This is a genomic window from Eubacterium sp. AF17-7, assembly GCF_003461285.1.
Lineage (GTDB): Bacteria > Bacillota > Clostridia > Lachnospirales > Lachnospiraceae > Eubacterium_U > Eubacterium_U album.
The window spans coordinates 507952-524081 of the sequence record NZ_QTWU01000001.1; the positions used below are offsets into that span (position 1 = coordinate 507952).

At 32.6% G+C, this 16130-nt stretch carries 12 protein-coding genes and 1 other annotated feature; of the genes, 9 read left to right on the forward strand and 3 right to left on the reverse strand.

Annotated features, from left to right (window positions below; genetic code table 11):
* The first annotated feature begins 260 nt into the window (after positions 1-260).
* The 4 genes from DWW96_RS02165 to DWW96_RS02180 all read left to right on the forward strand — a co-directional run bounded on the left by DWW96_RS02165 (position 261) and on the right by DWW96_RS02180 (position 5067).
* Complete coding sequence (locus tag DWW96_RS02165) at positions 261-833, forward strand: manganese efflux pump MntP family protein (RefSeq protein WP_117908706.1); 573 nt, start codon at positions 261-263, stop codon at positions 831-833.
* 121 nt (positions 834-954) lie between these two features.
* Positions 955-1929: a calcium/sodium antiporter gene (locus DWW96_RS02170; RefSeq protein WP_117909029.1), complete on the forward strand. Its 975-nt coding sequence runs from the start codon at positions 955-957 to the stop codon at positions 1927-1929.
* Between the two features lie 197 nt (positions 1930-2126).
* Positions 2127-2363 (forward strand) — a binding site (T-box leader).
* Between the two features lie 110 nt (positions 2364-2473).
* On the forward strand, positions 2474-4231 hold the full coding sequence (gene aspS / locus DWW96_RS02175) for an aspartate--tRNA ligase (RefSeq protein WP_117908708.1): 1758 nt from the start codon (positions 2474-2476) through the stop codon (positions 4229-4231).
* Positions 4232-4416: 185 nt separating this feature from the next.
* Positions 4417-5067, forward strand: a complete 651-nt coding sequence (locus DWW96_RS02180; RefSeq protein WP_117908711.1) for an HAD-IA family hydrolase — start codon at positions 4417-4419, stop codon at positions 5065-5067.
* Positions 5068-5209: 142 nt separating this feature from the next.
* Here the strand turns inward: DWW96_RS02180 and DWW96_RS02185 are convergent, their stop codons facing one another.
* Positions 5210-7879 (reverse strand): YfhO family protein, encoded by a 2670-nt coding sequence (locus DWW96_RS02185; protein WP_117908713.1) that lies wholly within the window; start codon positions 7877-7879, stop codon positions 5210-5212.
* A gap of 423 nt (positions 7880-8302) precedes the next feature.
* Here DWW96_RS02185 and DWW96_RS02190 point away from each other — a divergent pair, with 423 nt between their 5' ends.
* Positions 8303-9022, forward strand: a complete 720-nt coding sequence (locus DWW96_RS02190) for a PIG-L family deacetylase (RefSeq protein ID WP_199522660.1) — start codon at positions 8303-8305, stop codon at positions 9020-9022.
* A gap of 48 nt (positions 9023-9070) precedes the next feature.
* Here the strand turns inward: DWW96_RS02190 and DWW96_RS02195 are convergent, their stop codons facing one another.
* Together DWW96_RS02195 and DWW96_RS02200 are read right to left on the reverse strand one after the other, a co-directional pair.
* Complete coding sequence (locus DWW96_RS02195; protein WP_022089731.1) at positions 9071-9751, reverse strand: ribonuclease H family protein; 681 nt, start codon at positions 9749-9751, stop codon at positions 9071-9073.
* A gap of 20 nt (positions 9752-9771) precedes the next feature.
* Positions 9772-10731 carry a L,D-transpeptidase gene (locus tag DWW96_RS02200; protein WP_117908715.1) on the reverse strand — a complete coding sequence of 320 codons (960 nt, stop codon included), beginning with the start codon at positions 10729-10731 and terminating at the stop codon, positions 9772-9774.
* 276 nt (positions 10732-11007) lie between these two features.
* Here DWW96_RS02200 and DWW96_RS02205 point away from each other — a divergent pair, with 276 nt between their 5' ends.
* The 4 genes from DWW96_RS02205 (at position 11008) to DWW96_RS02220 (ending at position 16065) form a co-directional block, all read left to right on the forward strand.
* Positions 11008-12336: a glutamine synthetase family protein gene (locus tag DWW96_RS02205; protein WP_117908717.1), complete on the forward strand. Its 1329-nt coding sequence runs from the start codon at positions 11008-11010 to the stop codon at positions 12334-12336.
* A 17-nt stretch (positions 12337-12353) separates the two neighbouring features.
* Positions 12354-12902 carry an ANTAR domain-containing protein gene (locus DWW96_RS02210; protein WP_158562626.1) on the forward strand — a complete coding sequence of 183 codons (549 nt, stop codon included), beginning with the start codon at positions 12354-12356 and terminating at the stop codon, positions 12900-12902.
* Between the two features lie 33 nt (positions 12903-12935).
* Positions 12936-14156, forward strand: a complete 1221-nt coding sequence (locus DWW96_RS02215; RefSeq protein ID WP_117908721.1) for an LL-diaminopimelate aminotransferase — start codon at positions 12936-12938, stop codon at positions 14154-14156.
* Between the two features lie 304 nt (positions 14157-14460).
* Positions 14461-16065, forward strand: coding sequence for a Tad domain-containing protein (locus DWW96_RS02220; RefSeq protein WP_117908723.1), 1605 nt, complete (start codon positions 14461-14463; stop codon positions 16063-16065).
* Positions 16066-16130 lie beyond the last annotated feature (65 nt).

Consider the following 16130-nt stretch of genomic DNA (forward strand, 5'->3'; position numbering starts at 1 on the left):
CAAAATTATGAGTCTTTTTTTATACCTGTAATATCAAGACATGGACATATGAGATTAAATCTGTTTTGAATATGGCAAAAATGTATATTTTAGATATCGTTAAAACATTAGATTGTTAAAATGTATATTTGGGACAAAAGACGTTAATTTTTAAATAATTTACATGGGAAATAAATTATTAAGTATAAATACAAGATATATACTATGAACAAAGCGGATATTAAATCTAATTCTATTATACAAAATGGCAGGAGATAAAAATGGAATATTTAGTTGAATTCTTATTGTTAGGAGTTGGACTTGCAATGGATGCATTTGCAGTATCTATTTGCAAAGGATTAGCTATGCGCAAAGTCAATAAAAAACAGGCAGTTATCATAGCGCTGTTTTTTGGTGGCTTTCAGGCAATTATGCCGGTTATCGGATGGCTTTTATGCAAAGGTTTTCAAACTTATATAGAAGCTTTTGATCATTGGATAGCTTTTGCGTTATTAGCATTTATCGGAGTAAAGATGATTATCGAAACCTTGAGGGAAAAGGAAGACGATGTAGTTATTGAAGAAATGGATCCGCCACTTGATATGAAAGAAATGCTTATGCTTGCAATTGCAACAAGCATAGATGCTTTGGCAGTTGGTATATCTTTAGCAGCTCTTGACAGACCAATAGTGGAATCAGCAGCCATTATCGGTGTGGTTACATTCGTTATATCTATTATTGGTGTTTATATTGGAAACTTTTTTGGAAACAGATACAAAAAAAGAGCAGAACTTACAGGTGGAATTATTTTAGTATTAATAGGTGTAAAGATTTTATGTGAACACATGGGATAGATAGCATTTTAAATTTTGAAAAGAAAACAAAATGAAAGAAATTCATTTTTAATAAATGTTTTCGACAAATGGCTGCCGACCGGAGGGAGGGGCAGTACATCTTTTTATGGAGGAAAAAGATATGATAATAAGAATAATAACAGCATTAGTACTTTTGGTAGTTGGATTTATATTGCTGGTTAAAGGAGCAGATTTTTTTGTAGAAGGAAGTGCAAGCGTTGCGAAAAAATTAAAGATTCCATCACTTGTAATTGGTATGACAATTGTGGCAATGGGAACCAGTTTGCCTGAATGTTCAGTCAGCATTATTGCTTCAATGAATGGAAGTAATTCTTTATCAATTAGTAATGCAGTTGGTTCAAATATATTTAATCTGATGGTTGTATGTGGAATTTGTACTTTGTTTATTCCACTTGAAGTAGCTAAGGATACGATAAAAAGAGACTTTCCACTTTCAATAGCATGTGCAATACTTTTATTATTTACGGGTTATACATCAATGACATTGGGAAGAACAGAAGGAATAGTATTTTTAATCTGCTTTGCATTTTTTATTCTTATAATGGTTAAAAGTGCAATGAAATCAAGAAAGATTTCAAATGAGGCAATGCAGGAAATTGATGAAGAACTTGAAGAAATATCAGAGGATTTGTCAGGAATAAAATGTTTGTTGTATATAGTTGGAGGAGCTATTGCAATAAAATTTGGTGGTGATTTTGTTGTAAATGGTGCTACCTCTATAGCAAGAACAGCAGGAGTGACAGAAACCGTTATAGGACTTACTATCGTAGCACTTGGAACCAGCCTTCCTGAACTTGTAACATCAATTGTGGCAGCTAGAAAGAAAGAAGTTGATATGGCTGTTGGTAATGTAATAGGTTCGAATATATTTAATATTTTGATGGTACTGGGAATTGCAGCAACAATAAGTCCGATTACATTTTTAACAGAAAACATAATAGACATTATTGTATTAGTAGTATTTAGTGGTCTTGTATGGGCATTTGCATGGACAAAGAAGCAACTTGATAAAAAAGAAGGAATAATGATGTTAGTTCTTTATGCTATTTATACAGTTTATATTATTATGAGATAAAAGAAGTTCCACATTTAGAATCGAATGATCATGAGATGATTACGGAAGTGTAAGACTAAAATCTACTTTGCCCCACACTTCAAAGTGAAAATAAACTTTTAATTTCACAAATGATTACGGAATATTAAGTTTAGTTTGACAATGAAAAAAAGGTGGTTTATAATCACATTAATTAGGTGCTTTTGGCACAATATATCAGTAAGGCTATGACAAAGAGAAGTAACATAGATTATCGCTTCAAGAGAGCGGATGATGGTGAGATGTCCGCAGAATGAATTTATGTGAATAACACTTTCGAGCTGCAATCCGAAAGCAATGGCAAGTAGGTGCGACGTAGTTGTACGACACACAACAGGGTTTATCCCATGAGTGGCTGCATGGCAGCAAATCAGGTGGTACCGCGGAATAAGTTAGATTAACTGTCCGTCCTGAACTATAGTAGTTTAGGATGGGCTTTTTTTGTTTGAGTTTGCTATAAAATTTGAACAATATAGTTTAATTGTTTTCCTAAACAATATATATAAAAATGAAGGAGACTAACAGAATGGATACAAACACAAATAACATTTATCGTGATGTTACAATGGACAACATATCTGAAGCAAATGTTGGACAGACAATGAAGATTTGCGGATGGGTTGAAAACATCCGTGACCATGGTGGTGTTTCATTTATCGATTTAAGAGACATGTATGGTCAGATGCAGGTAGTAATGAGAGATACTTCATTACTTGATGGAATTAATAAGGAAGATTGTATTTCTGTAGAAGGACCAATTCAGCATAGAGATGAAGAAACGTACAATGATAAGATTGCAACAGGAACAATCGAATTAGAAGCACAGAAAGTAACGGTTTTAGGAAAAGTTTACAGACAGCTTCCATTTGAAATAATGACATCTAAGGAAACAAGAGAAGATGTCAGATTAAAATATCGTTATCTTGATTTAAGAAATAAGAAAGTAAAGGATAACATGATTTTCAGATCAAAGGTTATTTCTTTCTTAAGAGAAAAGATGACAGAGATGGGATTCTTAGAAATCCAGACACCAATTCTTTGCGCATCATCACCTGAAGGTGCAAGAGATTACATTGTGCCTTCAAGAAAATTTAAAGGAAAATTTTATGCTCTTCCACAGGCACCACAGCAGTATAAACAGTTGCTTATGGTATCAGGATTTGATAAATATTTCCAGATTGCACCATGTTTTAGAGATGAAGATGCAAGAGCAGACCGTTCACCGGGAGAATTTTATCAGTTAGACTTCGAAATGAGTTTTGCTACTCAGGAAGATGTTTTCAGAGTAGGAGAGGAAGTGTTAAGTGCAACATTTGAAAAATTTGCACCTGAAGGATTTGAAGTGACAAAGGCTCCATATCCTATTATCAGTTATAAGCAGGCAATGCTTGAATTTGGTACAGATAAGCCTGATTTAAGAAACCCATTAAGAATAGTTGATGTTACAGATTTCTTCCAGAGATGTACATTTAAGCCATTCCATGGTAAGACAGTAAGAGCTATTAAAGTTCATGCTGATATGTCAAAGGGATTCCATGAGAAATTATTGAAATTTGCTCAGAGCATCGGAATGGGAGGACTTGGATATCTTGAAGTTAAAGAAGATATGACATATAAGGGACCAATTGATAAATTTATTCCGGATGACATGAAGACAGAAATTAAGGAGATTGCAGGATTAGAAGCAGGAGATACAATTTTCTTTATCGCTGATAATGAAAAGCAGGCTGCTTTATATGCAGGTGAAATCCGTACAGCATTAGGAGAAAGACTTGATTTAATTGAAAAGAATGCATATAGATTCTGCTACATCAATGACTTCCCAATGTATGAATATGATCCTGAAGCAAAGAAGATTATATTTACACATAACCCATTCTCAATGCCACAGGGTGGACTTGAAGCATTAGAAACAATGAAACCTGAAGACATTCTTGCATACCAGTATGATATTGTATGTAACGGTGTTGAATTATCATCAGGTGCTGTTAGAAATCACGATATGGAAATCATGGTTAAAGCATTTGAAATTGCAGGTTATACAGAAGATGATTTGAAAGAAAAATTCGGAGCACTTTACAATGCATTCCAGTTTGGAGCACCTCCACATGCAGGAATGGCTCCTGGTGTAGACCGTATGATTATGCTTCTTACAAATGAAGAAAATATCAGAGAAATTATTCCATTCCCAATGAATGGTAACGCTCAGGATATGATGTGCGGAGCTCCTAGTGAAGTTACAGAACAGCAGCTTAGAGAAGTTCATATTAAAGTTAGACAGTAATAAAGATATAAATACAGATCCCGGGGTTTTAACACTTGGGGTCTGTTTTACTTTATATAATGAGTTGGGCATTTGCGTAAATAATACAAGGCAATATGACAAAAAGCAATTTTATTAACATATTTTAAAATGAAATTAAACATTTAAACATATGTAGAAATGGGATAAGCAGATTGGAGAAAAATATGTACGATACAGTTATTTTTGATTTAGATGGAACGTTACTTAACACAATAGATGATATAGCAGCAGCAGTACAATATGCTCAGAAAAAATATGGCTTTCCGGTTCACACAGTAGACGAAGTAAAAAAACACGTCGGAAATGGTCTTAGACTTTTGATGCACCGTTCAATTCCTGAAGGTGAAAATAATCCGGATTTTGATAAGATATTTGCTGATTTTAGTGAGTATTATCAGAAACATTGTCAGGTAAAAACAAGAGCTTATGACGGTATATTAGATTTGATAAAAGAATTAAAAAAACTAAATATTAAAATGGCAATTGTATCAAATAAGAATTACAAGGCAGTTGAATCTTTGAAAAATATTTATTTTGAAGGTTTAATAGATGTTGCATTAGGAGAAAATGAAACTGCCGGAATTAAGAAAAAACCGGCAAAAGACATGGTTATGTCAGCACTCGATAAATTAGGCAGTACACAGGAAAAATCAATTTATGTAGGAGATTCAGAAGTTGATAGTCAGACTGCTGTTAATTCAGGACTTGATTGCATTCTTGTAAGTTGGGGATTCAGAACAAAAGACATTTTAGAAAAACTTACTTATAAGAAAATAATAGATGAACCAATGAAGTTATTAGATGTGATTGCGTAAGTAATATAATAAAGAGGGGCGAATTTATTCGTCCCTCTTTATTATTAAATATAGATTATAAAACATTTGTTAGGCAGGTAGTGACCATTTTCTGTATTAAATAAACAGGGTTTTCATTGTATCTAATGTTCGACCCACTTTATCATTGGTTACTTTCAAGACTATCATTCTGATAAACAATATTTCCTGAAAGACCATTTGAGTACGTAAGTTTTTTCCGTTTAAAATGGTTCAATATCTGAATCCACAATCGAATAAAATCATTGCCACAAAATATAAGAAAAAGAACAAGTCCTAATAAGGATGTGTATTTACCAACCTTTATAAGAGGTGCATGATAAACTAATTTAATAATATGATGTCCTGATGAAAGAGAAAATCCTAAAAAGGCATTATCAGTCATAAAGTAATCAATTTTTTGGCCGTCCACATATACTGAGAATCCGTTGTCGTAAGGAATTGTTGTAGTAAAATAACTATCTTTATCTAAAGTAATGTTCCCTGTAATCATATTATTTTCATAAGCAACATCAGTCATCATTGTAATGTTATTTTTTAAGGCAGAAACCTGGTCATAATCAATTTTATAAATTTCAAATTCACTGAATTCAAAACTACATCCTTTAGGAAAACGAATGTTTAATATATTATTGTCAGCAGAATCTGATACAACAAATTTAAAATTGAAATTTTTATTAGGATAAGCAGAATTAAGACCACTTAAACTATTTTGAATACCATTAATTTTAATTGTTGAACGGTTTCTACCATATCCTTTGATATTGCATTTTATAATATAAATGCAGTCCTTTAAATTATCAGGAATCTCAACATTAAAAGTTTTTGCACCATTCATAGTATCAACATGATAATATCCATCTGTAGTACGTTCTAATTTTAAATCCATATTAAGATTAACCTTCTTTAACATAGAATGATAAGAAGATTCGACGTCATCATCAACAACAATATATTTTAATAAAGCAACCTCTTTTTCTTCAGGTGAAAGAGAAAGATATTCGTTTAAACTCATAGTATCTTTAGATGCAAATCCAAGAGAATAAGCATTATCGGATTTATATACCTTGACATTGCCTGCCTGACAGATTGCCTTGTATCCTGCAGGAGCAGTTGTTGTGGAAGCAATGTATTTAACACCCATAAGCGTTTTAAACAAAACATCATTTGATGAAGTGATGGAAATGTCATTAACGGTAGGATTACTCAACTGAAGGTCATAATTACACATATTTAAATATGGCTTATTGAAAACAGATGAGTAACAACCTTCTGAAAAATATTTCTTGCCATAAATGATGTTATTTGTAAATTTACTATCAGTTATATTGCTCGTTCTGAAAAATGTATCATCACCATTTAATGCAATTGCAATAGCAGCGTTTTTACTTTTATCATAATATTTTGCAGCATCTTTTTTTGCAACCAAAGTGTCAGAAGCATTTCCAACATAGCAACAGAAAATTGCAATTAAAATTGTAGGCAACATAAAAACATAGTTCTTATTTATTTGGCAATAGGCAGCAATAAAACAAAAAGTAATTATAAGGTCAATAACTATTGCAATGTATATTGGATTTTCATGCATATATGCAGAAATTGCAATAAGAACTAATATGCCAAATGTAACGAGTGCTAATTTACCGGTTTCATATTTTTTAGCTAATAAATCCCTTACAAAAAATGCGGTAACAAGCAAAATTAAAGGAACAAATGGAATAAGAGTTTTCCCTCTAATGTATAGAAAACCGTTTAATAAATATTGACCTACAGGAAATGCTGAAACAAACAAAATACAAATGCAAAGAAACTTCTTTGAAAAATCTTTGCTTAATATTAATATGCAGGCTAAAGCTAAAAATGCAATAGCGGTCACACCCATTCCATATGGTGTGTAAAACATTTCGTTATTAGGAAACTGAGGTATAAATAATTTAGCTAAAGAAATTGATTTACCATCAGAAGAACCACGTCCTGATAAAATAGCAGCAAGACTTGGAAGTAAAATTACTGCGGAAAGCATAATTCCAATAATTGAACTTGCACCATATCTTAAGGCAAAGAACCAAAATGGCTTTTTACCATCTGGAAGTTTGTAGTATAGTTGCTGATTTTCTTTGTACTCAAAAAATTTGTAAATAGCATAAATACTTATGGCAACAATTCCTGATACAGCAAAGAAATAACTTGTTAAAAACATACATGTAATGCTTAGAATAAGAAGTATCTTTCTGTCCTTTTTATATAAACGGTCAATACCAACTAAAGCTAATAATAAAAATGGAATATAATCCATGAACATTACCTGCTTATGGCTGTGGTACAATAATGGACCGGCGCAGGCAAATAAAAAAGTAATAAAATAAACAGTGCTTCGATTCATGTTGTTGTGTGATTTAAGCCAAAAGTAAAAAATATAAATAGATAACAAAACAACAATGATACTTGAAACGCTTATATATAATTGCATAGGTACATTTGGCAAAAAATAACTTATTAAAATAATTGGATTCATAAATCCGTAATAAGAAAAATTATAAGCATTTTGTCCGGCACCTAAATTAAGATTAAACTCAGGAAAAAGTCTTCCCGTATCATAAAATGACTGCCTAAAATAATCAGGGAGTACACTGTGCTGGGACAGCCAGTCTACGGAAGAACCATAAATATAATCAGAACCTGTTATAAGAAAAACAATTCCAAGAATAAAAGCAGTCACCAAAGAAAGGTAAATGAAATCATTTAACTCTATATATCTTTTGGACGATTTTTTTATAGATTTAATAAAATTCATAATTTACTCCTTTTCCCGAAAACAAATTTTATTTCAAATTAATAAGTACTAACTTCATTAATAGAATTATTAATAAATATGCCAAATAATCATCAAAACAGTTAATAACTTTATTTTTATCTTACATAAATAATGTACAATTCAAAATTTAAAGAACCATATTGAAATATCTTAAGTATTCTTTAAGAATGAAAAAAAGACCGCTTCGTATGTTACAATAAGTCGAAATAAAAACTTACCGGATAATCTTTAAAATAGAAAATAAAATGAACTAGGTTTAGATTTTATAAATATTTCCGATGACGAGTTACTGATAAAAAGAAAGGAGAAAGTAGCACACAGTATTTTGCGTTAAGAAAGCAAAAAATACTTATTTTGTAAAATTTTAGGACATACGATATAGTCGGCTGCTAAAAATAATTTATGAAGAAAAATATAAAAATAAAGAAAAAAATAGCGATTGTTTCTACAGTAATTGTAATAATAGCAATAGTTGTGGCAACGATAATGGAAATAGAATACGGAAAATTTTTATTTATTCCGTCTGTAAAAAACAAGCAAATGGACGAGCTTGATTTAGAAAAATATAATAAATTAATGATTGTGGCACATCCTGATGATGAACTTATATGGGGTGGAGCACATCTTTTAGAAGATGATTATTTGGTTGTATGCATAACAAGGGGGTATGATAAAACAAGAAAAAAAGAGTTTGAAAATGTAATAAATGCAACCGGTGATAAAGGACTTATATTGTTATATCCTGATAAAATAGCAGGGCAAAGAAGCGATTGGGGCAGATGGAAAAAAGATATTGAAAAAGACATTGAAACAATAATTAATTATAAGAATTGGGACGAAATAGTAACTCATAACGAAAAGGGAGAATATGGGCATATACATCATATAATGACACACAATATTGTAGATGAAGCGTGTGATAAAACAGAAACTGATGCAAAAATAATGTATTTTGGAGAATATTATAAAAAAATAAATTTGCCGGAAACAGGGCTTGAAAAGATAGATGAAAGTTTACTTAAGCAGAAAGATGAAATATCGAAACTTTACTCAAGTCAGAAAAAGACAATTGATAAATTACATCATATGTTTCCGTATGAAAATTGGACAGAGAGGGAGTAAGAAAAAATATGGGAATAGATTTCGTACAAATCTATTCCCATATTTTTTCTAATCTATCCCGCAGGCTTTTTTTGCAAGCATATCAGCAAGATCGTTATATTTGTCACCGGAATGACCTTTAACTTTACAAAATGTAATGTCAACTTTTTTCTTTGCCTGTTCATAGTATTTTTTATAGGCAATTGTGCCAGGCTTATTTGCACGCCAATCGCCCGTACACCATTTTTCTATACCGGCATAATCGTGGTAAATTGCGATATGTTTTATGCCGTGTTCTATAGCAAAATCCATTGCTGCCATTGAACCAAATATTTCACCTGAGACATTTCGCATAGAAGCGAGTTCAGGGTCATCAAAATCTTTAGAAAGATGAAATTCCTCTCCATTATAGAAAATAACACAACCATATGAAAAATGCTTTGTAGCAATATTATAACTTCCGTCTACATAAGCAACGGCTTTTACGGAATTAGAAAATGGTTTGTCATCATCTTCAACAGATTCTTTTATGACAGGAAAATCAGAATCATCAACAGAATCGTCAGATGGCATATCGAAGAGAGACATCTGCTTACTTTCCAAATTAAGATATGCGTAAGCGTCAGCCATATTTGTGAAACTTTTATACAAGGCACCGGGATATCCGTTTACACTTGCTTTACATTCATCCCACGTTTCAAATATTCCGTTTGTTCTTCCAACTTTAACAGCGTATATTTTTTTTGCCATAAAACATATTCCTTCCGTAATTATTTTGTGGTTGTTTCTAAATCCTTTTTGGATGTAGTTTTAGAAACTGATTTATCTTTAACTTTAGAAGTAGTTTCTGAATTGTTTTTAGAAGTAGTTTCTAAATTATTTTTATTAGAAGTAGTCTCAGAAGGATATTCCATATATTCTTCGCTTTCATCAGTCTCTTTACCATCTTTCCAAGGATTTCCTGCAACCGGGTCAGTAGGGTCCCAATTAGCTCTCTCATCGTTTAAGTCGATTTTTTTTACTTTTTTAATTTTTACAGGTGGAACTTCTGAATCTGAATCGTAAATTGTAACAGGAGTTCCTTTTGGACAATTATCATATATCCATTTTATTCCGTTAATGTTAAGTCTTACACAGCCAAGGGAAGCGTTGCTTCCAAGTTTATTATATTCTTCACTTTCCAAATCATCGTTGTGTGCACTGTAATATGGAATAGAATGAAGCATGATTGAACCGTTGATACGGATTGCATATTGGGCATAAGAACCATCAACCATTAGTCTCCAAGGATAATAATCGCTTGTTTTAAATGAACCTGTAGGGGTGTCTTTTACATCTTTTCCGACAGAGCACATAAATCCTTTATAAGGAATGGAGTATCTTCCGTTCTTGTCAATTCCATATATAATTACATAATTCTGAGTTCTGTTAACTCTTATCTGATAAGGAAAATCAGCATCAAAATCAATCAAATGCTTTGCAGCATCGCCTGAAGGAACTGTACTCATCTCTTCTATGGCAGAATCAGCAGGATTGTATGATGTTGTTTCTTCAAATGAAGATGAATCTTCGGTATTTTTTGTTGTAAGTTTTTCGGTATTACTTTTATTATTCATATTTGCATCAGACCTGTGTTCGGTTATTGATATTAAGAATATGCTGATTATTGCAAATAATGCTAAAAATATTATTACAAGTACGTATTTGTTTATTGGATTATTTTTTTTCATGTGTATTAATTCTCATCTTTCAAGTTTTGTCATATAAAGTAAATAAATAAGAAGGCATATATTAATTATGATATGATGCCGGAACAAAAAGTCACCGACTTTGATGCCTGTTTTCTCACATAATTCTATTGTAAAAACGGAGTAATTGCAATAGGCGGATTTTGTAAATTTAATTAAATTTTATTTAAGAATCTAACGTTGACTATCAAATTGTGGTTTGTTATTATTTTATAAGGGTTAGACGCCACATACTTTGTTTTGTGAAAGGAGAAACACATGAGATATACAAAACAAGAAATTATTAAAATTGCAGATGAAGAAGATGTTGAATTTATACGTCTTCAGTTCACAGATTTATTTGGGACATTGAAGAATGTTGCAATAACAAGAAGTCAGTTAGAAAAAGCATTGGATAATAAATGTATGTTTGATGGTTCTTCAATTGAAGGATTTGCCAGAATCGAAGAGTCAGACATGTATTTATATCCTGATTTAGATACATTTGAAATATTACCTTTCAGACCGCATCAGGGAAAAGTTGCAAGACTTATTTGCGACGTATATAAAACAGACGGAACACCTTATGAAAGTGATCCAAGATATGTCTTAAAGAAAGTATTAAAAGAAGCAGAAGATATGGGCTATACATTTAATGTAGGACCTGAATGCGAATTCTTTTTATTCCACACAGATGACAATGGATGTCCAACAACAATTACACATGAAAATGCAAGCTATTTTGATTTAGCACCTACAGATTTAGGTGAAAATGCAAGAAGAGACATGGTTCTTAATCTTGAAGATTTAGGATTTGAAATCGAAGCATCACATCACGAAGTAGCACCTGCACAGCATGAAATTGATTTTAAATATGATGAAGCATTAAAGACTGCTGATAATATTATGACATTTAAGCTTACAGTAAAGACAATAGCTAAGAGACATGGACTTTATGCATCATTTATGCCTAAGCCAAAATACGGAGTATGTGGTTCAGGAATGCATACTAATATGTCATTGTTTAAAGAAGGAAAAAACATTTTTGCAGATGAAAATGATGAAAGAGGATTAAGTAAGGAGGCTTACAGTTTCATAGCAGGTATCATGGAACATATGAGAAGCATTTCAGCAATTACAAATCCTATCGTAAATTCATACAAGAGGCTTGTACCGGGTTATGAAGCACCTACATACATTGCATGGTCAGCTACTAACAGAAGCCCGCTTGTAAGAGTACCGGCAGCCAGAGGTGTAGGTACAAGAGTTGAACTTCGTTGCCCTGACTGTGCAGCTAATCCATACTTAACATTAGCAGTATGTCTTGCAGCAGGACTTGATGGAATTAAGAGAGGATTAGTTCCGAAAGAAAGTGTACAACAGGATATTTACTCAATGACAAGTAAAGAAAGAGATGAGGCGGGAATTGAAAACCTTCCAAAGAATCTTTATGAAGCTGTTAAGGAAATGAAGAAATCTTCATTTGTTAAGGATGTTTTAGGAAAAGAAACATTTGATAAATATGTATATGCAAAAGAATCAGAATGGATGGAATACACATCTCAGGTTACAGATTGGGAAATTAACAAATATTTAGACAGAATTTAATAACCGGAGGAATGAACGTGGTTGGAATTATAGTAGCATTTCCAAAACCTGAGGACAGCCGGGCAATCAGAAGTTTGTTATCCCGAAATGGGTTTAATGTAGTGGCCAATTGTACTACGGGGGCCAGTGCAATAAACAGAGCTGACGATATTGGTGAAGGCATTATTATAACAGGATATAAACTGCCTGATATGTTATACAGTGATATTGTAGACAATGTAGGAAGCAGTTTTGAAGTGATATTACTTGCATCAAAAAACAGACTGATGGAAGATAATACCGGGGTGGCAACTCTTGAGATGCCATTAAAGGTTAGAGATTTGATTAATTCTGTTGAGATGATGGAGAATCAGATACTGGCAAAAAGACATAAGAAAAAAGGTAAGCCGGGAGCTAGGAGCCCGAAAGACCAGGCAATAATAAATCAGGCCAAGGAGGCATTAATGACGGTACAGAATTTAACAGAAGAGCAGGCCCATAGATACTTACAAAAGAACGCCATGGATAGTGGTTGTACAATGGTTGAAGTGGCAAAGATGGTTTCAGTTATGTTGTATCGCGATTAACATATATTAATTAACATTAGGAGGATTGAAAAAATGTTTAAAATTAATGAAAATTACTTGAAACTTAGGGGAAGTTATCTTTTCTCAACAATTGCAAAAAAAGTTGCAGCTTACCAGGAAGCACATCCTGATAAAGAATTAATCAGATTAGGAATTGGAGATGTTACATTGCCATTAGCACCGGCAGTAATTGACAGCCTTCATAAAGCAGTAGATGAAATGGCATCTGCAGAAACATTCCATGGATATGCACCTGATTTAGGATATGAATTTTTGAGAAAAGCAATTGCCGACAATGATTACAAGGCAAGAGGTGTTGAGATTGCGCTTGATGAAATATTTGTAAGTGATGGTGCTAAATCAGATTCAGGTAATATTGGAGATATTTTCTCACAGGATAATAAGATTGCAGTATGTGACCCTGTTTATCCTGTATATGTAGATACAAATGTAATGGCAGGAAGAACAGGAACTTTTCTTGAAGATGAAGAAAAATGGAGTAATGTAATTTACATGCCATGTACTGCTGAAAATAATTTTGTACCTGAACTTCCTAAGGAAACACCGGATATCATTTATCTTTGCTATCCAAATAACCCAACAGGTTCTACAATTACAAAATCACAGTTACAGGAATGGGTTGATTATGCAAATAAGGTTAAGGCAGTTATTATTTATGATGCAGCATATGAAGCTTATATTTCAGAAGAAGATGTTCCGCATACAATCTATGAATGTGAAGGTGCTAAAACATGTGCCATTGAATTAAGAAGCTTTTCAAAGAATGCAGGATTCACAGGAACAAGACTTGGATTTACAGTAATTCCTAAAGAATTAAAGCAGGGCGATGTAATGTTAAACAGCCTTTGGGCAAGAAGACACGGAACAAAGTTTAACGGAGCTCCATACATTATCCAGAGAGCCGGCGAAGCAGTTTACTCAGAAGCAGGAAAGAAGCAGACAGCTGAGCAGGTAGCTTATTACATGAACAATGCAAAGACAATTCGTGAAGGACTTACAGAAGCAGGATATAAAGTATCAGGTGGTGTTAATGCACCTTATGTATGGTTACAGGTACCTGAAGGAATGACATCATGGGAATTCTTTGACTACTTATTAGAAAATGCAAATGTAGTAGGAACACCTGGTTCAGGATTTGGACCAAGTGGTGAAGGATATTTCAGACTTACAGGCTTTGGAACATATGAGAATACAGTTAAGGCTATTGAAAGAATTAAGGCTTTGAATAAATAGAGGATGTATAGTAAGGTTGAAAGTATAAAACTTTAGTAAGTACAACTATAGAATAATTGAAATAAAATTATGGACTATTAATTGATAAGTTTTCTTACAGTAGGCAGGCAAAATAGTATAGCCTGAAACTTAAAAATATTATTAATTGATAGTCCTTTTATTGTTGCTTTTGTGAAAAAAGTAGTGAAAATAACCAAAAATACAAAAAAAGGTTGATTTTATAAAAAGAAAATTTGTATAATGTATTTAATATAGATACGTGATAAATAGTTAGTTTATTTATTTTTGTATGGAGGGTTAAACAATGGAGAGGTTTTTAGAAAATCGTAAAGGTAAAGACGAAGAAGGATCAGTTGTAATACTTGTTGCAGTTCTTATGGTTGTATTTCTTGGAATGGCAGCATTAGTTGTTGATTTAGGCGCGGATTATGTGTATAAGGCAAAGATGCAGACAGCGTGTGATACTGCATCAAGAGCAGCAGCTTCAGCCTTGCCGGATACTACGAAAGCTACGGAACTTGCTAAGTATTACATGAAGGAAAATGGGTTCACGGACACAAGAAATGTGCAGGTGGAATTTAAAGATTCTAATTCAAAAGTGCAGGTATATCTTAAAGAAGAAAGAAAGACAACGTTTGCAAGAGCCCTTGGTATTAAGAGTAATAAGATAAGTACGGTTGCAGTAGCACAAAAATATGGAACATCAAAAACTGAAACAAAGAAAATAGGAGCTATTTTTGATTTTTTATTGTTTCAAGGTAGTGATGATGTTTTTGATTCGTTGGGAAGTGGTAGCCAGTATATATATGGAGCAGTTCATGCGAATGGTGATATTAAATTAAGTGGTTCTGTTGGAGCAATAGGTGGATTTTCACAATCTTCAGATACTTTTACAGTAAATTCACCGTGCAATTTAGTTAAAAAGAATGATGAGTCGGGCGAATATGAAATAGTTGGAAATCTGTATACGAAGTGGGGGGAAACGAATAGTGTAGTAATTCAAAGAAAAGGTAGTTCTGACACAGAAATATTAAAAAATACAGAATTCTATACAAAACAATCACAAAAGATTGATATGCCTAATTATATATTAGATAATGTAGATAAGATATTACCACCAAAAGATAATGAAACAAATCGTCCAAAGTTACCTGAAATAACTAATTTCTCAGGATGGAATGTTATTTCAAGTAATTTAAACAGTAGTATTACGGATGGTGATGTTCACTATACAGGAAGTTTTGCAGACTTAGAGAAAAGCCATACAGGGAAAATTGTGGCGGATAACGGAATTAAAATTACTACTGACGTAACAGCAATAAATATTAACGGAGATGTTTATAGCAATTCAAACACAGAGATTAGAGCATGTAATGGCGGAAAGATTGTTATAAATGGAAATTTATATGTAAAGGGAGATTTGAAGTTTGAATCATCGCAAATAACAGACGTTATTATAAATGGTAATATATTCTGTACAGGGAAGATTACAACAGCAGGTCAAAGCTTTGTAGCTAATTCGACGTATGTATATTGTGATACATTTCAACCGGGAAATCAGGTTATAGTTAATGGAACATTGGTGGCTGAAAATGATATTACATTTACAGGAAGTGGAAATGCTTTAACTGGTTCAACAGCAGTGGTTTCTAAACATGGAAATGTTAATATGACTGCCGGTTCACAAGGATTTAATGGAATAATTTATGCTCCGGAAGGAACTGCAGTATTTGGCGGAGAAAGTGCGATATATGGAAATGTAATCGCAAAAACCATAAAAGCGGATTCAAGTTTAAAAATTTATCCATTGCAAGATAAAACAATAGATGATTTATATGATTCTGTTTTAAAAGATGATAGTGGTGAAAACAAAGATATTGTTGTTAATGGCGTTAGATTGGTAAAATAAAAACTAAAAATAACACTTTGGCAAAATGACTTGTCAAAGTGTTATTTTTTTAGTAGAGTGATATT